Below are 19,997 nucleotides of genomic sequence, written 5' to 3'. Positions count from 1 at the left end.
CTTAGTTCTCGGCGATTCTCCAGAGCTTGAGTTCGATGTGCCCATCAATCAACTCAAGAGAAAGCAGGTCCTTGCGAGCACGGGTGGAGGGAATATCGAGAAGCTCGATGGGAGAATCGGGCAAAGTCGCAGGGGCACCAAGAAGGGAGAACTGTTTTTCGGTAGCGCCGTTGGCGGAGAGGGTTCCGCTATTGGCGTCGATGTTCCAATGGACGAGCTTGAGCGACCGTGAGTCATCGATGATGGCAGTCACCATGCGGCTGTCGGAAAGGGGAACGGAGGAGGTCAGCACGGGATTGGCTTGAGTCCCTGTCACCCCACCGGAGGTCGTCGGCCACTCCGCTTCCCCACGCCAGTCGGGAGTGAAGGTCTTTTGAAACCCGTAGGAAAAGAGCCGCAAGCAATCACCGGGTCGGCTTCCTGTTTGTTGCAAGGCAATGGCAAGCGGGACGCCGAGACGAGACACGATGCCCAGAGCGGAGCTGGTGCATCTGGAAACGCGGGGACGGTAGCGACCTTCCGGGTGATCTCCTGAATTCCACCAAAGGTATCCGTTCCCTCCTTTCCAGATTTCCCGACCGGGATAGAGGCCGATGGTGGTGATCTTTTGGAAAGGGTTGTTAGATTTGGTGAGGCCGTTGTCGTCGGTTCCAGTGAGGTGGGGGAGTTGGCTTCCGAAGCCGAAAGTTTCCGCCCCCATGATGCGGCGAAAGAGTGGGTCCTTCCAGCCTTCCAGCATCATGAGAATCATCTCGTCGGCATTGGTGACGCAGCCTCCTGCCGGGTGACCCCAAACGGTAGAAGCCATTCCCAAGCCGTCGCCGCGGTCATCCATCAAATCAATGAAGCCGTTGGGATGTCCGAATCGAGCTTGCGAAATGAACTCGGCAATCGCGACCGAAGCGCGGTTGCACGATTCCATCATCATGGCGTGAAGCAGCATCTCGAGAGAAAACTCGTCGCCCGGCAGAAAGAAGGGAATCGTTTCTCCCTCGTCATCCTTGAGGAAACGAATGGTGTCCCACTCCGAGGGGTAGGGTTCGGAATGGCTTTCGGAAGCCGAGTCAAAAATCCAATAGTCGAGTTTCGATCCCCCAGTCGTTCCAGCCCTCTCCGAGAATTCCACCGGGTCATCCAGATCGACCAAGCCCTCATTGATGGCGTCGACTGCGAGCAGAAGCGTCATCACCTTGGTGCAGGAGGCAATGTGAACGTGGGGAAGACCCGCGTTGAGATTCTCGGAATAAAGTCGTCCGGTTCCAGTGCTGGCTTCCTTGTCGATATCGAGCAGAAGGGCGCGCACCTCTTCGCGGCGCGTGTGCTGGAGTTTGAAAGAACCGGCATTGGAGTAGATGCGAATACTTCCCGAGTTTGCGGTGTCTTCGTCCAGGTCCAAGCTGGGCGCTCCCGCGAGGATGTCTTCCTTTCCGTCTCCATCGAGGTCGGCCAACAGAAGAGCGCTTCCTAACAGAATGCTGCTATCGTCGGTGGTCTCATCCAAACGGTAGGTGCCAGGAGTCGTGGTGAGAATTCCCGAGGAGCTTCCATCGACCACCAGCAGCGCGCCCTTGTTTTCTCCCGCCGAAGCACCTTCATAGGGAATCCCGATCACGAGGTTGGCGTAGCCGTCGTCGTCGATGTCACCGGCGGCGAGAGCATAGCCAAAGCGATCACCGCTTTCGGCCTCGCCGGGCAAATCGGGTCCAACCGGGTTAGCTGTATCCTCTCCAATCAAGAGGGCGTTGCCCGTGCCCAGACCCGAGGGGCTGCCGTAGACAATGTTCACCGCCCCCGCGTTGGTGATGCTGCCAACCGCTTCATTGGGAACTCCAATCGCGAGGTCGGCCCGCCCGTCACCGGTAAAGTCGCCCGCCGCAAGAGCCCAACCAAAGCGGTCTCCCGCCTCCCTGGCCCCGGGAATATCGCCGCCTGTAGAGTAGCCGGATTGGGTCAGGAACGGCCCCGGGTCGCCGGTGTAGCTGTTTTCGCCATAGACGATTTGCACCCCCCCGGTGTCGGCGAGGGAGCCCGCATCTTCGAAAGGAACCCCGATGGCGAGGTCGTCGGGCGAGCCACCATTGAAGTCTCCCACCGCAAGAGAATGTCCAAAGAGGTCGTGCGCACCGAGGGCTTCGGGATAGCTGGAAAGACCCTGATGAATGAGAGAATTTGCACTGGTGTTGAGCCCGTTCTCCGTGCCCCAGGCGCGGTAGACGACCCCCGCATTAACCACGCCATCGACATCGCGATAGGGGCATCCAATGGCAAGGTCGGCGTAGCCGTCTCCATTGAGGTCGCCGCTGGCTAAAGTGTAGCCGAAGAAGTCATCGGTGGCAGAGCTCTGCCCAAGAGACTCCTGCGAAATGACCTGATTACCAGGGTGCACAAGACCGAAGGGCGAACCATAAAGAATCTGAATCACTCCAGAATTTTGCGAGTTGGCGCCGGCAAAGTTTTCTTCCCCCGAGACCCCAATCGCGAGGTCGTCGTAGCCATCGCCATTGAAGTCGCCCCCTGCGAGAGCGTTGCCAAATTGGTCGTTCTCTTCAGCCACGCCAGGCAAGCTTTCGGTTTCTTGGTCAAAGGTTTGGTCGGGTTCTTCCCATGAAAAAGGTTCTGCTCCACCGCTGAAGTAGACCGCGACTTGACCGGCGTTCGCGTAAGAACTGTTGTCGCGACTAACAGCCCGGGAGGGAATGCCTACTGCGAAGTCCTTTGTGCCATCGCCATTGAAGTCGCCAGCGGCCATGACCGAGCCGAAGAGATCGTTGGTCTCTCCCTGGTCCACGACGGAATTCGTCAAGGTCGGGACGGGAGGGTGAACGCCGTGAAAGTCCGGCGAAAGGTCCCCCAGCTGATTGGTGATATTCTGTGCCTCGGGTTCCCCGCCGTAGAAAGACCGCTTTTCATAGACCGTGAGGACTAATTTTTCTTCCAGGTTCTCCTCTCTGCCGGGAGGGGCGGTGTTGACCTCCGCGTAGCGTGCATTCAGGTAGCCATTCCAGTCCAGCGAGGTGGTGGCGAGCCGGGAACCTGTTAGAAAGGCGCGCGATTGGTCGTCCCCCTCGAGCGAACGCTGGAAGAGGGTGGAGCGCTCGTAGGTGAACCGGCCTGCTTGATCGACCCGTCCATAGCCATGGACGAGGTGATAGTCACTCGGGGTAGGTCCCACAGTGGTGGAAGGATAGTTGAACACAAAGGAGCCCAAGCCGAGATGGGTTGCGGTGAGGCTGCTCGGCAGACCATCACGTCGGAGGGTGACGCGACCATCCAGCATCCCGGAGTCGTCCGTCCCTGTTAGAGAGCGGTTGGCGAGGTCGATGTGCCACACGAGGACCCGCCAAGTCGAGTTGGCGCTGTCGATAGAAGAGCTGCTTGCGGCCACGGGGGTGACGACCTGGACAATGGGGTTCTGCGCAGCGTCGTAGATGAGGCGGGTGGAGACGGCATATCGAAAAACAGTGAGCCCCAACTGGGGACCGTATCCCACGGTGTGATGGTGGGTGAACTCTCCGTTCAGGCCAATGGAGCGCAGTGATAGCCAGAGACCGCCATCGGGCCGGATGTTGGTGGTGAGAAAGAGAGGTTGTCCGGTTTGCGCATGGGTGTGGGGAAGGGCGTGAACCTCCGGCTGCTTCCCCGCAATGGGTGGGGTGCTGCGCATCTCAGTGAAGTTGTTAGAACCTGATAGATTCCAGGAAGTGAGCTGGTGCCAACTGTCCGAACCCGTGGCCGTGACCATCAGGGAATAGGAAGTTTGCCCAATGGTGTCGCTTTGCAGGTGGGCGAGGGAAAGGGCGGAGAGGTTATCTTGCGCGCCTTGGGGATGGACTCCGGGGGTGTTTGTTTCCAGCCAGTCTTCCGCTGTCTCGCAGTCATTTCCCCGTGGGTCCGGTGAGCTGTTGGGGGTCTGGTCAGAGGTGCCGATGAGGCATTCCTCATAGGCGGTGAGCCCGTCGCCATCTTCGTCGATGTCCTGAATTTGAAGACGAAAGAATCCCAGGTTGGGATAGGGGACGGGGATGGGGCCGGGTGGGAAAAGTGTCGTCGCGTTGTTTTCCGCAGTTGTGAAGGGGAGAACGGTGTCCCACGGGCCCGCGGAGGAGAGGTCCTCAGTGCCGATGATTCCGTATTGCTTACCCTTGAGGGTATCGACCTCGAAGGCAACTTCGCTACTAGATTGATCGTAGATGAAGGCCCGGATGTTGGGGTAAGAGCTGGCATCGAAGGGGTCGGTGCCTGCTGTTTCTTCTTCGGCATTGGGGTAGCCGTCGCCGTCGGGATCACCGGTCGGATTGAGGGTGGGCGCTTGAAACTGGCTTTGCCAGATGTCGGAAAAACCGTCTCCGTCACGGTCGAGAGGATTGGCAAGAAGGCAGGGGGGAGCGACAAGGAGAGCCGCTGCCACCCCGGGTGCGAGGGGATTCATGTTGTTTTATGGGGTTAGGGGTTCGAGGACGATGCGGCCTTCGCCCGAGGGCAAAATAGCGATGTCATCCAGGCGAAGGTCGCGCTCGGGTTCCGGCGAGCTGACGTAGAGAGTGGTGATGAGAAGTCCCGCCTCGGGAGGAGGACCGTTGAAGCTGCCATCGCCCTGTTCGCGGAAGGCGGACAGGGGGATGGTGGCCTGGTTCCACAGGTCGCGGACGTAGCCTTTGTTGCGGAGCTGAGCGGGCGCGAGCTTGTAGATCTTCACATCCAGCGTCTCCCCCTCGCGCAGATCGATGGCGTGGATGAAGGTGTTGAACCAGTAGGGTTGTCGCGTGCGGAAGGTCATCTCCAGATGGCTGTCATCCGTGATTTGGCAAAGTCCGGTGAGGTAATCGCGGAATCCGATTTGATAGAAATAGCGACCCATACCCTCAACAAAGGACGCGGTTGCGAGGGCGCCACCGCGTGAGCCAGCGGGCAGGTCGGAGGTGATGGGAGTGCCGAGATAATCCTCCGGGGAAGGTTCTTCGAAGTCGTACTGCCAGGAAAATTGGGAGCGCTGACTGGAGGAGACCTCAAAGCGGCCCGCGCCCTTTCGTTCAACTTCGACTCCGGTGGCAAAGGTCTGGACCTTGCTCTGGGCGAGGTCCTTGAGTTTCACCTTTCCCTCGCTCACCACGAAACGTGTTTTGTCTGAAGCCATCTCGAGCGCGAAGCGGCTGCCGGGAGCTTCCAGTCGCGAAGTGGGGGTGACCACGAGGAAGGGGGAGTCCGTTCTATGGTCGCTCATGGAGGCGTGGACGACACCGCTTTCCATCTCCACCCCGCGGCGCCCTTTATCTAACAGGGTCAGCTTGCTGTCACCGGTGAGGAGGAGCTGGCTGCCATCGGAGAAGGTGAGGTTGGCGGACGAGTGTTCCCCGTTTAGCTGCACCGTCTGCCCTGAGGTGACAATGGAATTTTGATTCGCCGCTTTCCCGTTGATGAGAAGTGCTCCGTGCGAGGCTCGGATCGAAGCCTGTTGGGAAGAGGGTGCTGGGGTGCTCTTTGGGAAAAAGAGAGCCAGTGCAATCCCGGCGGCAGCGGCGATCCCAATGGCGGGGAGCCAAGTCTTCTTGTGGTGGCGCTGGGGCTTCGCTTGGTCGAGAGTCTCTTCGGGGAGTTCTTGCAGGAGGCTGATGAGGGCGGCTTCCTCCAAATAGGCGGTGCGCAGCGCGGGTGAGCCTTCGAGCTTGGAGACCAAAAGAGCTCTTTCCTCGGAAGAAAGGTCTTCCTCGAAGAAGCGCGTGACCAAGAGCCGGTCGTCTGGAGAGAGTTCAGGCATGGGTGCGAAGGCAGAGGAGGAGCTGCTGGTGGGTTTTGTTGAGGAGCTTGTAGATGGCCATGCGGGTTCGCTGCCAGCGGGTGGCGATGCTTTGCACGGGCTCGTCACGCAGGTAGCGCTCGGTGATGAGCTGCTGCTGGCGGGGGGAGAGCTGGGTCAGGCAGAGTCGCAGCGGCTCTCTCATGTCAGCGAGGGGGAGGGCGAACGCTTCCGCTTCGTCGGCGAGGGCGTGGAGGGTTTCTTCCTCGATGGGCAGCGGGACCCGCTTCTGCTGCCGCCGCCATTCCAAGACGGAGAAGCGGGCGATGCTGAGCGCCCAGCTGGTGAAGTTGGTGCCGGGCTCGAATTGATCAAACTTGCGCCACAGGACGGTGCTGACCTCTTGCAAGATGTCGTCGGTGGCTGTTTGGTCGCCGACCAGCGAAAAGATGAAGCCCCGGATCCGCGGCTGGGCGGTCACCAGGTGGCGGGTAAACTGATCACCCCGTTCGATGGGGATCAATTTGTCTCTGTCGCGGTCGGAATTCATCTCTCATCTAGGCAACGACCTTGAGAGAGTGATTTGTAAACCGCGAATCTCATTTTTTTCCGAAAGAACTCCTAGAATGGCCACAAGCTGAAGCCTCGCTTGGCCTTGCGCTTGTATTTGCCATCGCCGATCGAGATGACTTCGACCTCGCAATCGGTGAGGCCCTGGTCCGCGAAGCCGAGCTTGCGAGCGGCGCGGGGAGTGACGTCGATGATGCGTCCGGCGATGAAGGGTCCCCGGTCATTGACCCGCATCTTCAGGCTTTTCCCGTTCTTCAGGTTCGTGACCTTGACCACGCAAGGCAGGGGGAGGGTCTTGTGGGCGGCGGAGATGTGCCACGGCATGACCTTTTCGCCCAAGGAAGTATTGCCGCGTTTGAGCCCGAGGAAGGAGGACTCGTCATACCACGAGGCGATGCCGCGTTCGCGGTAGGTGAGAGCCTGCTCCACGCTGAGCGGTTGGTAGTGCTGACCCCGGATGGTGTAGGAGCGGGTCTGGTAGCCCTTGTAGTCTCCGCCGCCACAGGAAGTGAGCAGGAGAGCGAGGAGTGGCAGGAAAAGAAGAGGGGAGAACAGCTTTTTCACCCCCGCAGGCTACCCGCGATGCCGTGGGCACTCAATCTTCCAGCGGTTCATCCTTCAGGAATTCTCGCCACTCTTCTGATTCGGCCACGCGCTTGATGACCTTGTTGCGCTCGGCCAGGAAGCGGCGCAGGTGAGCTGTTAGATACGAGTTCTCGATGAACCAGCCGAGAAGGCCGCCGCGGGTGGAGTAGTCGAACTCGTCGATCATCGTAGTGACCTTTTCATCCGATTCCTCGAAGCGGTGGACGTGCTTCATGTGGGAGAAGGGTCCCTTGACCATCTCGTCGGTGAAGCTGTCCGGGCGGTGGAACTCGGTAATCTTTACGGTAAGCGATTGCCGGAACCGCAGGTGGGAGCCTTCCCAAGTCAGCTCTTGCCCCTCGGTCATCAGACCGGTGGTGATTTCTCCAATAGCGCGCTCGTTGGTATCACCCGCGCTTTGCAGGTGAAGCTCGATGCTGCGCGAAAGATCAAAGACCCGCTTTGCAGGGGCCTTGATTCGGGTGGTTTGAGTGATGAGAGGCAAGGGGACAGAAAAGCGGTGCCTGTGGTCCGAGGCAATCGAAAAGAAAGGCTTTTGCTGCAGGCTGGAGCTACTCGCCGCGCTCTTGCACGATGGGCAGGACGGGTGCGACCTGCTCCTTCATCTCTTTCCCGGGCTTGAACTTCACCACCGCACGAGGTGGGATCGGGACGTCCTTGCTGGGGTCCTTTGGATTGCGGCCCACCTTGGCCTTGGTCACCTTCACTTCGAAGGTGCCGAAATTGCGCATGACGACGGTATCACCCTTGGCGAGATCGTTGGTGATCTCATCCAAGGTCTTCTGAATCACGTCGAAGACTTGTTGCTGAGTAAGGCCAGTCAAATTACTAATGCGATTGACTAGATCGCGTTTGGTCACGGTAGGCATAGTTGAAAACGTTGAGTAATGTTGAAAGGGTTTTACTGAATTTGTCTCATTTTCAGAAATCTGCAATGAATGATTAACTTTTCTTGCACTAATGGAATGAGGTAATCGTTCAGTGAGCAGCTTCTGTGCCGCTGAATGTTAAATTTCAAGGAAGAAAGCATGTCGATTTCGTTGCGGAGGTTTCTTCTCCGAGAGTTGGCCGGACTTCTGCTTGAACCCTGGCTCCGAAGGGCGAGACTGGGTTGTGCTCAAACCGGAATACTTGTCGAACGCCCTTCAGAATGCGGAGCGGTTTCGGGCTTGCTTGCGAGAGTGGTTCGAGGCCGACGGGCAGGACCATCCATGGAGAAAAACGACCGATCCCTGGGCTATCCTGGTCTCGGAAGTGATGCTGCAGCAGACCACAGTTGCGGCGGTACGGGCGGGGCGACGCTTTGAGCTCTTTCTTACTGAATTTCCGGATCTTGCGACGATTTCCGTGGCGCCTGAAGAACAGCTTTTGAAGGCGTGGGAAGGACTTGGTTATTACAATCGGGTCAGGAATCTTCAGAAGACCGCACGAGCCGTTTTGGAGGATTGGGGAGGAGTTTTTCCTCGTGCCGTGCCTGACTTGTTGGCGTTGCCCGGGGTGGGACCCTACACCGCCGGCGCCATCGCCAGCTTCGCGTATAACGAGCCGGCTCCCATCGTGGACGGGAACATCGCCCGGGTGCTGGCCCGGGTTTTCGACGACCTGACTGAGGTGGATTCCAGTCAGGGAAAGGCGCTTCTCTGGAATTGGTCCGAGGAGCTGTTAGATAAAGTGAATCCCCGTATCTTTAACTCGGCTTTAATGGAAATTGGGCAAGTTTTTTGCCGCCCAAAGAACCCCAATTGTATGGTTTGTCCGATTGCAGAGTTTTGCATAACTCGGGTTCCAGATAGGCTTCCGAATAAGAAAGCAAAAGTAAAGACAATCGCAGTCGTGGAGCATGCTCTTGTTGTTCGCAAGGCCGGGAAAATTCTTTTGGCCAAGGAGGAAGGGTCTCGTCGAAAGGGCTTTTACCGTCTTCCTCTCCGGACTGCGGAAGAGGTCGCGGACTTGGAACTCCTGCGGACAAGTAAATACGCGATTACGAAACATCGCGTTACCTTGCATCTCTATCGGGCGCTCGAAGCGGCGGGCCAAGAGCTGCGGAAAGAGGAGAGATGGGTCCCGCTCAAGGAGGTGACCGAGCTTCCCATGGCGTCGCCCGTCCGCCGGGCATTGGAGGAGGTGTTGTCCTAGTCGTGTGTATTTACGCCCTGCTAACCTTTGCGGGAGAGCTGGCGGATCTCATCATAGAGATTTTTGTAGGATTTGGCGGCTACCATCACCAGGTCGGGCTTGCTGCTGCCGGCGGTCATGATGCTGACGTTGCCGTTTTTGAACATCTTGTTCAGGAAGCCCTGCCGTTGTTCCAGACTGTCGACCCGGTCCAGCAAGATGCTCGCCCGCTTTTTGAAAAGCAGACCCCAGGATGCCACCATGCGACCCCTTTCCACCCGATAGCGCCACCTTTTTGTCGCTAGGATGGTGAGGGGCAAGGTGATGGGCAGGAGGAGAATCATGGGGACAAGGAGCAGACTCCAAAGGAAAAGGAAAAAGACCGCATTGCCCAGTCCCCGAGTGGACTCGGTGACCAGTTCGAGGGGTTCGGCGGGTTCACACTCGGAGGTCACTTCGACCCGTCCCCCAAGAATATCATCGAGGAGCTGACCTTGCTTCATCGCGTCCGGGAGGAATCCTAGAGTGAAGGAGCAGGGGACAGGGATTTGCTGTTGGCCCTTTTTCTCCGACTGTTGCCCGATCATCTGTTCGCCTGCGACGAAGATCTGCAAGGACCCGTCTGTCCCGCCGGGGTAGGTGGTCACCACGTTCTGCTTCACGTTGCGGTAGCGGACGAAGTAGCTCTTTCGAGCGATGATGCCCTGTGCTGCTTCGATGTGGTGATCCTGAAAGATGAGCTGCTGCCTGGAGTAAAAAGTCCAAGCGTAGGCAAAGCCGACAAGCACGAGAAGCGGGAACAGTCCTGCCGCGAGGTAGAACAGGCTTTCGTCTGTGAGGACGGCGGCAACTACTAGACCAATCGTAGCCAAGAGCGAAAAGCTCAAGCGATACAACCGGGCCCGCATCCAGGCGAAGGCCCCGAAGCGAGAGGGAATGAGGCGGGATTGTTCCGAGGCGTTGGGAATTCCGATTTGTCGAAGCAATGCATCCAGATCGACCAGCGAACGGTGGACATGGGCCAACTCCAGAGACTGTCCCGAACCGATGGACCAGAAGCGCAGGGTGAAGGTGCCGAAGAGTCGATCCCAGAGATTCTCCTTGATAACGAGGCCCGTAATCTTGTCGTAGGCGAACTCGCGTTCGCTACTTGTTAGAAAACGGTAGGAATGGCCGATTGAGCCCGCCCGGACTTCGTAGGTGGTGCAGGTCATCTTGATTGCCCATTGAATCATCGCCACAATCCAGAGGGGAAAGATGGGCAGCAGAACGAGCAAGGGAACGAAGACGCGGGTGGGGTGCATGCCTAGGTCGGCGATCCAGGCCTCGCCGGGTGCAACGAGGTCCGGCTCCTGACGGCTGGGGATGGCGGGTTCCTCCAAGTCCGAGCGCCGGGCAGCCAAGCGCTCGGCGGGGGAAGGCTTTTGATTGGCCTCGGTGACCAGCTGTTCGATGAAGTCCGAGAGCTGGACTCCTTCCTTGAGCCCGCGAAACTTGATCACGGTCGAACTACCCTGACAGCTGACGAGAACATCAAAGATGTTGAAGACCTGATCGAGGAAGGTTCGTTTGGTGGCGGCGTCGGCAATGTTTTCATAGGGGATGAAGGCGCTTCGTCGCGTGAGAAAACCTTCCTCGTAGACCACGGCATCGTCGAAAACGCGGTAGGTGCGTCTCCGCATATCGAGAAAATAGACGAGAAAGAACGCCAGAGCCACCACTGCAAAGAGGCCGATAGCGATGGGCGAAATCCACGCCAAGCCGGTTTCCGTCAGTTGCTGGTGAAGGCTGGCCAGCGTCGAACTACCGAAGATCAAAGCCAGGATTGTGCCCATCACCATTTGGAAAGAATGAACTAGGATACCTCGAATCGCTGGGCGTTCTTCGTGGAGGAGTTCTTTCTTTTTCAACTGATAGCCGTTCCGTTGCATTCGCACGGTCAGGCGTTCATAGACTCCCGCAGGGTCACAAATGGCTTTCAGAGCGACTGGCTTGGAAGTCCCCGCCGACTCGATTTCAATGGTTCCAATTCCGAAGAGCTTGTGTCGTAGCCATGGGCGCTTCATGGAGACATGGGTGATGTTGCAAATTTCCACCTCAGTGGTCTGGTCACTCATGAGTCCGCCACAGTGCCGAAGGACGGTGGTGTCGGTGAGCTCGTAGCGCTCCTTGCGATAGCACACGAGGGCAGCGAAAACAGTCAGGATGGCAAAGAGGAGAAAGACTGCCGCTCCAATCAATGGCGGTTGCTGGAGGGCCAAGCAGGCAATCACGGCGATGAGGGAGGGGATGAGGGAAAGCGCGAAACCGACAATCAGCCGGGGAAAAACGAATGAACCCCAGCGGGGCTTGTGTGATTCGTCTGGCAATGGCTCGGGTTCGTTAGCTGGCGAGGGCTCGGGAGTTGGCTCGGGAGCGGTCTCTTTGGGTGAAGATGTTTGTTCGGGGATTAGGCCAGCTAATTGACGGGCCGGGACCCATGCCTCATACCCATTGCTCCAGATCAAGGTGTCTGCGAGGATAACGCCCTGATCGGCAAGCTCTTTAAATTCCAGAACCGTGTAGGGTCCTTGCTTTTCGCGCTGGCTATCCACATAGAACCAGACAGCCGTTTGGGCTTCCGTTGACATGCTTGGGAATTCTAAAGTATTTTGGAAGTCCTGAGAATCGGGAAAATATCTTTTTGGTGGAACGTTCTTTCGCGTCGGAAAGCGGCGCGTCCTTTAGACAACCCGGTTTTTTCGTTTGGTCAGTTTGGTCAGGCGGTAAACTAGAATTGCGAGGAGAGCGCAAAGGAGCAAACCGATAGCGACGAGTAGCAGCGAGGCGAATCCGTTGAGAGATCGAAATTCCTCAAAAAGCGGATCCTCGGGGAGTTCGGGGAATTCCGGCTCGGCCCATCCTTTCCAAAAGTCAGGGTCTGTATCCGGATGGCGACCGCTTGCGAGGCGCCCTTCCAGAAAGGAACTGAGCTGGGTATCTCTCTCTTCAACCGCAACTCGAGCCTTCTCATAATACTCCAAAGTAGCTGGGATGCGCCAGTTTTCGAGCCTGGTGTTAAAGGGGGGGAGAGCTTCTGCCGGGTCGGTAAACAGCGGTTTGGTGTCCGGCGAAAGAAAGGTCCCACCTCCAGCGACCAACTCGGCAACTCGCAGGTTGGCTAATAGGCGGGGGTGTTCCATCTGTTTACACGCGTAGGTATTTTGCAGAAAGTAGAATACATCGGGGCTTTCCCACGCGGCGCCCAATCGGATGAGTCCCAGGAGACCCTGGTCTAAATCTGTCAAGTCCCTTCCCTCTTGGTTGAGTTGAATCCGGGGAGCTGCTTTTTGCTGGAGCTCGCTGAAAATGTTCTTTTCTCCATTCAACCATTCTAACAGCAGTAGTTGATACTTCTCGCGATTGAAATGGGCGGCGGGGTTTTCTTCGATGGCTTGGCGCACAAGTTCGATGGCTATTTCCAAATCGGCTCGGTCCGGATTCTTTCCCGCCTTGGTTTCTTGGATCCATCGATGGGCGTGGAAGGTTCCGAGGTTGGCGAGGGTCTTGTATCTGGTGCCAGGTTCTCCCTCGGCCACCTTTTCCTCTTCGGCGAACTGTTCCTTCTTCGCCATCCAGGCGATGGCTTCGGTGGGATTCCCCCGACGGTCACAAGCCACTGCGGCATCATCGTAGAGAGATGCTTTCCCCGGATTCTCCAACAGTTCCTCCGTCACCCGCTGCAATCGCATTTCATAATAGAGGGGCGGATAGCGGTTGAACCACCCGACAATGGTCTTCACCGCACCCATATTTCCCGCAAGTTCCTCCCGAATCGTGTCGCGGTCCCACAGGCAGGCTTGGAGGGGGAGGGCCATGACCAAAAGGGCAACGAGGAATTTTCTCATCTTGTTAGCATTGCTTCTGAGGAAAGAGAGGCAAGCCGAGAGTCCCCCTGTACCCGGGTTATTCGGGATTCTTGCATGGGACGATCTTGTTCATTGCACGGTTACCGGAATATGTGGGGAACAGTTGGGGGGCGGTCTCGTTGTCGGTTGGTTGCGAGCGGGATCCTGGTGGCGGTGGTATGTGGCATGCGAAGGGGATCTTCGATGAAGCTCACTCACGACTCCCCATGGCTCGACTTTACGGCGCCACTCAGCGACCGCTTGCCGGTCTGGCCGGACAACCCCGAATTTAGCCACGAACGCAAGCAGTGTCTCGAACACGGGGACGATGCGAATGTCTCGCGCCTGGCTACGGGAACTCATACGGGGACTCACATCGACGGGCTCAATCACTTCATCCAAGGGGGGCTCGCCATTGATGAGATGCCGCTGGATTTGATGGTCGGGCATTGTCTGATTATCGAGGTAGCCGATCCGAAGCAAATCAAAGCCCGGGAAATTGCACCCCAGTTGAGAAAGGCGACCAATGAGGGTTTGGCGCGAAGGGTCTTTTTCAAAACCGCCAATTCGCGAAGACCCTGGTATCGCGAGAAGTTCGATGAGAGCGCGGTGCACTTCTCGGTGGACGCGGCGCGACTATTGGCTGATTCGGGGGTGGAGTTGGTGGGGCTTGATTATCTTTCGGTCGGTGGGTTCGGTGGCAATGTGGTGGAGGTTCATCATACGTTTCTCGGGGCCGGGATGTGGTGCGTGGAGGGACTCTTGCTGGGGGAAGCGGAGCCGGGCGCCTACGAGGTGGCCTGTTTGCCGATTCGTCTGGAGGGCGGGGATGCCGGTTTGGCTCGGGTAATTGGGAGAAAGGTGGAACGATGAAAGAGATTGAGTTTCTCGTAATCGGGAGCGGCCCTGGAGGGACTTCTGCGGCGCTCAAATTGGTTGCGGCCGGGCGACAGGTCTTGATGATCGAGCAGGGAGATTTTCTACCAAAGGAAAAAGAGAATCGCGATTCCCGTGAGGTCTACGGCGAGACTCGTTATCGGACTCAGGAGCGCTGGAGGGATCAGGAAGGGGAAACCTTTCAGCCATGGATGCACTTTCACGTGGGTGGCAATGCGAAGCTCTACGGATCCGCTCACTTTCGCTTCCGAAAGGCGGATTTCGAGGAACTGGAATACCCCGACGGCTTGAGCCCCGCCTGGCCTCTGGCCTACGAAGACTATGCGAGCTACTATGACGAGGCTGAAAAGCTCTATCGAGTCCATGGCGAGCGCGCAGCTGACGACAGCGAGCCCACGGATCGGGCCTACCCCTATCCGGCGATAGGTGACGAGCGGGACATTGCTTTGTTGCGTGAAGGTTTGGGTGCAGTGGGTGTCTCGACCTTTCCTCTGCCTCTGGGGGTTGACCCGGAAGGCGAAAGCGAGGGGTGGAAGACAGATTTGGCGCACTTCGATGCCTATCCTGATCCATCCCTTTCCAAAGCTGATCCCGAGGCGGTGGCATTGGAGAGCTTACGAAAAGGGAGCTTTGAGTTGCAGACCAGAACGAAGGCGCTGAGGTTCCTTCGCGATGGTCGACGGGTAGTGGGCTTGGAAGTCGAGCGGGAAGGAAGAAAAGAAATTCTACGTGCGCAAAATTATATCTGCAGCGCGGGTGCAATCCAGAGTGCGCGCCTTTTTCTCCAATCCGAGGATGATGGCCACTTCGCCAACTCGTCGGGACAGGTGGGCCGCAATTACATGGCTCACCTTTGCTCCACGGCGGTGGCCACCTTTGAGGAAACGATGACTTCCGATTTTGCGAAAACCTTTGGGACGAACCACTGGTATCAACCTGACAGAGGCGGGTGTTTGGCCGGTTCGATTCAGACGCAGGGGAAGTGGGATGCGACCCAGTATGAACTGGAAGAGTGGACTCGCGATGTTGAGTTCGGTCCCGAGGGGTTGGCGAAACAGGGGTTGGAATTTTTTTTCATGACCGAGGACCTTCCGAAGGCGGAGAACCGGGTTCTGCTCGATGGGAAAGACGGTCTTCGCTTGCATCGGGTCCTCACGAACAAGTCTTTGCATGAAAAGTTAGTGCGCGAGTTTGGTGAGAAGCTCCGCGGCCTGCCTGAGGGAAGCTTGACCCTGCGCCGGTACCGCTCCCGGATGATGCCTTTGGCGTGGTGCACCCACCAATGCGGGACGCTTCGATTTGGCGACGATCCCGTGAATAGTGTGCTTGACCGGAACTGTCGGACTCATGACCTCGAGAACCTGTGGGTTCTGGACGGTAGCTTCTTTCCCTCCAGTTCGGCTCTGAATCCGACTCTTACCATCGTGGCGAATGCCCTGCGCGTTGGAGCACAACTTGCAAACCAATAAAAAAAGCGGACTGAAAAGCTCACTCGAGCTTTCACAGATCGCATTTTGGGAGTTGGAAGAATCTTTAGTAAGGGGTCTTGCCACCAGTAGCTCCCACGACTTCACCTGTCATGTAGCTGGAGTCCTGAGAAGCGAGGAGAACGTAGATGGGAGCAATCTCCACTGGCTGGCCCGGCCTGTCGAACAAGGTGGAGGAGCCAAATTCGGTCACGTTGTCCTGGGGCTGTCCCCCCGACGATTGCAGTGCGGTCCAGAAGGGGCCTGGAGCGACCGCGTTTACTCGGATACCCTTGTCCATCACCTGCTGGGCCAAAGCCTTGGTGAAAGTCACGTTACAGGCCTTGGTTTGCGCATAGTCGAGTAGCATTGCGGAGGGGCTGAAGGACTGGCTGGAAGCTGTGTTGATAATGGTGGAACCCGGGGGCATCAGTGGAATCGCTGCCTTCGAGATCCAGAAAGGGGCGTAGACATTGACTTTGAAAGTGTTGTCAAACTGCTCGGTGGTCAGTTCGTCAATGGTCTTTTGAAAAGTCTGGCGGCCGGCGTTGTTGACCAGAATATCGAGTCCACCAAGAGCCTCATGAGCATCGGCGACAAGCTTCTTACAAAATTCCTCATCAGCAATATCACCGGGGAGAGCGACCGCCTTTCGACCTGCATCCTCAATGAGCTTCACCACTTGTTTGGCATCCTCGGACTCACTTTCGAGGTAGTTGAATGCCACGTCGGCACCCTCCCGGGCGAAGGCAATAACCGCGGCGCGTCCGATGCCAGAGTCGCCACCTGTGACGAGGGCCTTGCGACCTTTCAGCCGACCGTAGCCTTTGTAGCTTTCTTCCCCGTGGTCGGGGGTCGGGGTCATGTCTTGGGCGAGTCCGGGTCGTTCTTGGGGTTGACGAGGAAAGTCGGGCTTGGGATGCAAGTCCTTGGGATCTTTGAGTTCTGGTTGAGCTATCATGTGTTTTGTCAGTTTAAATGTTAGGTTTTGTTTGAATGAAAAGACGAAGGGCCCGGTTAGTTTCGATCGTCACTATCCGGGCCCCTTGGAATGCAGTGGCAAGATTAGGCCGCCTCTTCGAGGGCGTCCAAAATCTCTTGGTTACGGCGGCAGCGGGGGAGCAGGGTGGTCTGGATCAGCGCCCGGGCCTCCGGCATGATGTCCTTCTCCAGCGCGTTTTCGTAGTCTTTCTGACCATAGGCCTCTCCGGCCTCGAGGGAGGAAAGAGCAGCGTTGTCGCCGAAAAAGTTCGCTGCAGATTGCACACCGTTGGCAAAGTTCCCCCACGCTCCTGAGTCGCTCTCGGGATTACCGTTCATTTCGATGACGTGTTTGCGAAGCTCGGACACACTATCCATGTGGGACCGTTGCAAGTCCTTGAGTTGAGTGACGAACACGTCGTCGTCAAATTTATCAATGGCCTTCTGATAGGTCTCGACTGCAGAGAGCTCTCCGCGGAGGAGGCTGTTGCAAGTGTCGATACATTCCTTAACAACTTCGTTTGGTGCGGTAGTGTTTGTATTCATAGCACCTTCTCTTGCGCATAGGATATGCCACCGGTTCGGGTAGGGTTCTAAGTTGCTGACCTTCAGGGGAAAGAGGCGGACGAAGGAATCGTGCCTTACCGAATCCAACCGGCGGCGTCATGCAGAACGAGTAGGCGGGTTTGCAAATTGAATCATGGCTGAACGAAGGTTTATGGTTTCTCCGAAAGAGAGAGCATGGCACGAAAAAGGGCGAACAGTCACCCGCTCGCCCTCTTTGGAAAAAATCTTTGGCGAAAAATTAAGCCAGACCTTTGAGGGTCTCCTTGATTTTGTCGAAGTCAGGCATGTCCTTGGGATGCTCCTGGGCTTCGGAATACTGGATAACGCCTTCTTTATCGATGACGAAGGCCGAGCGCTTCGGCACGCCACCCATGATGAGGTTGGCGTCGGGGAGGAAGCTTTCGTAAGCCACGTCGTAGGCCGCAGTAGTCTTGTGCTCGTAGTCTGAGAGGAGGGTCAGCTTGATGCCTTCCTTCTCGGCCCACTCCGCTTGCGCGAAAGGGTTGTCGCCGGAGATGCCGATCACGGTGGCGTCGAGCTGGGTGTATTCGTCGAGCTCGTTGGTGACGGAGCAGAACTCGGTTGTGCAGCCTCCGGTGAAGGCCATGGGCACGAAGAGAAGGACGATGTTGGACTTCCCGATGTGCTCGGAAAGAGTGAAGAGTTCAGGGCCTTCCGCACCTTTGGTGACGAGGGTGAAATCGGGGGCTTTAGTTCCAGTTGCAAGTGCCATAGTAGTATTAGTTGAGGTTAGGAGCCGCACTTTAGGCAGGGAGATGAGTTTGCCAAGCGGGAAGGCAGGGGATATGAAAAGTCCATGACGAATTGGGAATGGTCGGAGTTCGGCCGCCGCTTGGGACAGGGGAGTGGAATTGCGGAGTTGATGACGAATCTCGGCGAGGCTTTGGCCAGCGGGGGAGATGTCAAGATGCTCGGCGGCGGGCAGCCGGCCCACATTCCGGAAGTCGAGGCAGTCTGGGAACGACGCTGGCGCGAGTTGGATGAGGCGGGCGAGCTGCGCAAAGTTCTCGGTAGTTACGAAGCCCCGGCGGGAGGTCTCCCTTTCCGTACCGCGCTCGCCGCCATGCTGCGTCGCGAGTTCGGCTGGCAGGTGGGGCCCGAGAATGTGGCCGTCACCGCAGGCGGGCAGACCGCTTTCTTTTTCCTTTTCAACTCCCTGGCGGGAAAGATGCCCGACGGTCGCCAGAAGAAGGTTCTCCTGCCGCTGGTGCCGGAATACATTGGCTACAGTGATCAGTCGGTGGGTGGGCAGCTCTTCAAAGTGTTCCGTCCCCATATCGAGAAAACCGGACCGCACGAGTTCAAGTATTCCATCGACTTCGATGCTCTGGAGGTCGACGAGGAGATCGCGGCGATCTGTGTTTCCCGTCCCACCAATCCTTCAGGGAACCTTCTGTTAGATGAGGAGATTGCCCGCCTGCGCGAGTTGGCTCGCGAGAACGGAATCCCGCTCATCATCGATAATGCCTACGGCGCGCCTTTCCCGAATATTATCTTCGGCGAGGCTACCCCGGTCTGGGATGAGGACCTGATTGTGACGATGAGCCTTTCCAAGCTGGGCCTCCCCGGCACCCGCACCGGCATCGTGGTGGCCCATCCCGATATCGCAAGAGCCTTGTCCGAGATGACGGGCGTCGTCGGGCTGGCCAATGGCAACTTGGGGCAAGCGATTGTGAGTCCTTTGTTAGAAAATGGGGAGCTGCTGAGATTGTCCAATGAGGTGATGAAGCCCTTCTATCAGGAGAAGTCCCGCCAGGCCCTCGCATGGGTGGAGAAATTTTTCCCCGAGGAGATGAGCTACTATGTTCATCGTAGCGAGGGCGCGCTCTTCCTCTGGTTCTGGTTCGAAGACCTGCCGATTTCATCGAAAGAGCTTTACGAGCGTTGCAAGAAACGCGGGGCTCTCGTGGTGCCTGGCGAATACTTCTTCTTCGGCGAAGAAGAGGACTGGCCCCATGGGCGGGAGTGCATTCGGGTGACGTTTACCATGGATGCCGAGGTCGTGAAGGAAGGCCTGCGTATCATCGCCGAGGAAGCCATCGGGGCTTACCAATCTTGAAGCTATGAAACTCGATTCCGGAGCCCCGGTGCGTGCCATCCTCTATGGAGTGGCGCTTATCTACTTGTTTATCGACCTCTTTGTTTTCAAGGGTCCACTTTACAAGGCGATCAAAAACTCCGATCCCCGGAGCGAGCAAGCCATTCGCGAAGAAACCGCGCGAGGCGTGGCGGCCCGGGTCTACTATCAGCCCATTCTCCTGACCCAGATTGATCGGGAGGTGGAGCGGCGTCTCTGGCTGCGGGGAAAGAGCGCGGCGGGTCTCTCGGCTACTGAACTCCGGAGTCAGCGGATGGCGGCGCTCAATGGACTCTTCGAGCGTCACCTCCTGCGTATCAAGGTGAAGTTCAATGCCGCCGAGATTTCAGTCTCTGATGAGGAAGTCGCCGAGGGGGTGAAGAGGTTCAAGCGCCGCTTTGCCAGCGAGCCTTTGCTCGACGGAGCAATCACGAATCAGGGTTGGGATGGTGAAGCCGAATTGGTCGCAAGGGTGCGTGCCAAGTTGGAGCAGGAGGCCTATCTGGAGAAATATATCGCGCTCGAGACCTCCGAAGCCGAGTTGAAAAGCTTCTTCGAGGAGAATCAGGAGCGGTTTCGTCTCCCCGAACTCGTCGAGTTGCGGCACATCTTTTTCGCGGCGCTGGATCATCCCAATGGTGAAGCGCTCGCCTTGGCGCAATCGGCGAAGCTCTCTTTGGAGCAGGGGAAAGACTTTGCGGCCTTGGCCGCCGAGTTGAGTGAAGACCCGGCAAGTAAAGAGCAAGGTGGCTACCTGGGATGGGTGAGCCGGAATCGATTGCCGGATGACTTCGGTGAGGCTGTCTTTGCCCTCTCGGGTGCTACGGGTAATCTAGTAGAAACGAGTCTGGGCACCCACGTGGTCGAGGTGATTGCGCGCGAGCCATCCCGTTTACGCGAATACGAGGAAGTGCGGGATGAACTCGCGGAAGCCTTTTCCAACCAGCGCCGGGAGGAAGGCACCACGGAATATCTCCGTATCCTCCGCCACCGCGAGTCCGCGAACGTCGAGATCTTCACCGAGGTGCTCGAACGTCCGTGGAGTCTGGGGCAGGAGTAAGTCCGGGATCAGGAGC

At 57.4% G+C, this 19,997-nt stretch carries 16 protein-coding genes; 5 read left to right on the top strand and 11 right to left on the bottom strand.

Going from position 1 to position 19,997, the window contains the following annotated elements; genetic code table 11:
- Position 1: 1 nt before the first annotated feature.
- From IE099_RS04565 to IE099_RS04540, 6 genes are all read right to left on the bottom strand, one after another.
- The gene (locus IE099_RS04565) at positions 2-4,429 is read right to left on the bottom strand and encodes an FG-GAP-like repeat-containing protein (RefSeq protein WP_189567750.1); all 4,428 of its coding nucleotides are present in this window, start codon (positions 4,427-4,429) and stop codon (positions 2-4) included.
- A gap of 6 nt (positions 4,430-4,435) precedes the next feature.
- The gene (locus IE099_RS04560) at positions 4,436-5,755 is read right to left on the bottom strand and encodes a FecR family protein (RefSeq protein WP_189567748.1); all 1,320 of its coding nucleotides are present in this window, start codon (positions 5,753-5,755) and stop codon (positions 4,436-4,438) included.
- Positions 5,748-6,284: a sigma-70 family RNA polymerase sigma factor gene (locus tag IE099_RS04555; RefSeq protein WP_189567746.1), complete on the bottom strand. Its 537-nt coding sequence runs from the start codon at positions 6,282-6,284 to the stop codon at positions 5,748-5,750. The genes IE099_RS04560 and IE099_RS04555 overlap by 8 nt, the downstream gene beginning before the upstream one ends.
- A 71-nt stretch (positions 6,285-6,355) precedes the next feature.
- Positions 6,356-6,868 (bottom strand): septal ring lytic transglycosylase RlpA family protein, encoded by a 513-nt coding sequence (locus tag IE099_RS04550; protein ID WP_189567744.1) that lies wholly within the window; start codon positions 6,866-6,868, stop codon positions 6,356-6,358.
- A gap of 31 nt (positions 6,869-6,899) precedes the next feature.
- Positions 6,900-7,394 (bottom strand): SRPBCC family protein, encoded by a 495-nt coding sequence (locus IE099_RS04545; protein ID WP_189567742.1) that lies wholly within the window; start codon positions 7,392-7,394, stop codon positions 6,900-6,902.
- Positions 7,395-7,461: 67 nt separating this feature from the next.
- On the bottom strand, positions 7,462-7,845 hold the full coding sequence (locus IE099_RS04540; RefSeq protein WP_229809385.1) for an HU family DNA-binding protein: 384 nt from the start codon (positions 7,843-7,845) through the stop codon (positions 7,462-7,464).
- A gap of 178 nt (positions 7,846-8,023) precedes the next feature.
- Here IE099_RS04540 and IE099_RS04535 point away from each other — a divergent pair, with 178 nt between their 5' ends.
- Positions 8,024-9,046 carry an A/G-specific adenine glycosylase gene (locus tag IE099_RS04535; RefSeq protein WP_194598367.1) on the top strand — a complete coding sequence of 341 codons (1,023 nt, stop codon included), beginning with the start codon at positions 8,024-8,026 and terminating at the stop codon, positions 9,044-9,046.
- 20 nt (positions 9,047-9,066) lie between these two features.
- Here the strand turns inward: IE099_RS04535 and IE099_RS04530 are convergent, their stop codons facing one another.
- On the bottom strand, positions 9,067-11,655 hold the full coding sequence (locus IE099_RS04530) for a PH domain-containing protein (RefSeq protein WP_189567738.1): 2,589 nt from the start codon (positions 11,653-11,655) through the stop codon (positions 9,067-9,069).
- 93 nt (positions 11,656-11,748) lie between these two features.
- Positions 11,749-12,912 (bottom strand): hypothetical protein, encoded by a 1,164-nt coding sequence (locus IE099_RS04525; RefSeq protein WP_189567735.1) that lies wholly within the window; start codon positions 12,910-12,912, stop codon positions 11,749-11,751.
- A gap of 204 nt (positions 12,913-13,116) precedes the next feature.
- Here IE099_RS04525 and IE099_RS04520 point away from each other — a divergent pair, with 204 nt between their 5' ends.
- A complete protein-coding gene (locus tag IE099_RS04520) occupies positions 13,117-13,785 on the top strand; it encodes a cyclase family protein (RefSeq protein WP_189567733.1) in 669 nt (222 codons plus the stop codon).
- A complete protein-coding gene (locus IE099_RS04515) occupies positions 13,782-15,278 on the top strand; it encodes a GMC oxidoreductase (protein ID WP_189567731.1) in 1,497 nt (498 codons plus the stop codon). Before IE099_RS04520 ends, IE099_RS04515 begins: the two co-directional genes overlap by 4 nt.
- A 64-nt stretch (positions 15,279-15,342) precedes the next feature.
- On the opposite strand, the gene IE099_RS04510 is transcribed toward IE099_RS04515, so the two are convergent.
- The 3 genes from IE099_RS04510 to IE099_RS04500 form a co-directional block, all read right to left on the bottom strand.
- Entirely contained in the window at positions 15,343-16,236 is an 894-nt protein-coding gene (locus IE099_RS04510; RefSeq protein ID WP_189567729.1) for an SDR family oxidoreductase, read from the bottom strand.
- A 104-nt stretch (positions 16,237-16,340) separates the two neighbouring features.
- On the bottom strand, positions 16,341-16,802 hold the full coding sequence (locus IE099_RS04505) for a DUF2383 domain-containing protein (RefSeq protein WP_189567727.1): 462 nt from the start codon (positions 16,800-16,802) through the stop codon (positions 16,341-16,343).
- 259 nt (positions 16,803-17,061) lie between these two features.
- Complete coding sequence (locus IE099_RS04500; RefSeq protein WP_189567725.1) at positions 17,062-17,556, bottom strand: redoxin domain-containing protein; 495 nt, start codon at positions 17,554-17,556, stop codon at positions 17,062-17,064.
- 84 nt (positions 17,557-17,640) lie between these two features.
- On the opposite strand from IE099_RS04500, the gene IE099_RS04495 reads away from it, so the two are divergent.
- Both IE099_RS04495 and IE099_RS04490 read left to right on the top strand, forming a co-directional pair.
- Complete coding sequence (locus tag IE099_RS04495) at positions 17,641-18,903, top strand: valine--pyruvate transaminase (protein ID WP_189567723.1); 1,263 nt, start codon at positions 17,641-17,643, stop codon at positions 18,901-18,903.
- A 4-nt stretch (positions 18,904-18,907) separates the two neighbouring features.
- Positions 18,908-19,981 carry a peptidylprolyl isomerase gene (locus tag IE099_RS04490; RefSeq protein WP_189567721.1) on the top strand — a complete coding sequence of 358 codons (1,074 nt, stop codon included), beginning with the start codon at positions 18,908-18,910 and terminating at the stop codon, positions 19,979-19,981.
- Positions 19,982-19,997: the final 16 nt, after the last annotated feature.

The organism is Roseibacillus persicicus (genome assembly GCF_014651675.1).
Lineage (GTDB): Bacteria > Verrucomicrobiota > Verrucomicrobiia > Verrucomicrobiales > Akkermansiaceae > Roseibacillus > Roseibacillus persicicus.
This window is presented reverse-complemented; position numbering and strand designations above follow the sequence as displayed.

Bases quoted from the DNA above. Each gene is read 5' to 3' on its own strand.
- IE099_RS04565 (WP_189567750.1), bottom strand. From the start codon at position 4,429: ATGAATCCCCTCGCACCCGGGGTGGCAGCGGCTCTCCTTGTCGCTCCC.
- IE099_RS04560 (WP_189567748.1), bottom strand. From the start codon at position 5,755: ATGCCTGAACTCTCTCCAGACGACCGGCTCTTGGTCACGCGCTTCTTC.
- IE099_RS04555 (WP_189567746.1), bottom strand. From the start codon at position 6,284: ATGAATTCCGACCGCGACAGAGACAAATTGATCCCCATCGAACGGGGT.
- IE099_RS04530 (WP_189567738.1), bottom strand. From the start codon at position 11,655: ATGTCAACGGAAGCCCAAACGGCTGTCTGGTTCTATGTGGATAGCCAG.
- IE099_RS04525 (WP_189567735.1), bottom strand. From the start codon at position 12,912: ATGAGAAAATTCCTCGTTGCCCTTTTGGTCATGGCCCTCCCCCTCCAA.
- IE099_RS04520 (WP_189567733.1), top strand. From the start codon at position 13,117: ATGAAGCTCACTCACGACTCCCCATGGCTCGACTTTACGGCGCCACTC.
- IE099_RS04515 (WP_189567731.1), top strand. From the start codon at position 13,782: ATGAAAGAGATTGAGTTTCTCGTAATCGGGAGCGGCCCTGGAGGGACT.
- IE099_RS04510 (WP_189567729.1), bottom strand. From the start codon at position 16,236: ATGATAGCTCAACCAGAACTCAAAGATCCCAAGGACTTGCATCCCAAG.
- IE099_RS04505 (WP_189567727.1), bottom strand. From the start codon at position 16,802: ATGAATACAAACACTACCGCACCAAACGAAGTTGTTAAGGAATGTATC.
- IE099_RS04500 (WP_189567725.1), bottom strand. From the start codon at position 17,556: ATGGCACTTGCAACTGGAACTAAAGCCCCCGATTTCACCCTCGTCACC.
- IE099_RS04495 (WP_189567723.1), top strand. From the start codon at position 17,641: ATGACGAATTGGGAATGGTCGGAGTTCGGCCGCCGCTTGGGACAGGGG.
- IE099_RS04490 (WP_189567721.1), top strand. From the start codon at position 18,908: ATGAAACTCGATTCCGGAGCCCCGGTGCGTGCCATCCTCTATGGAGTG.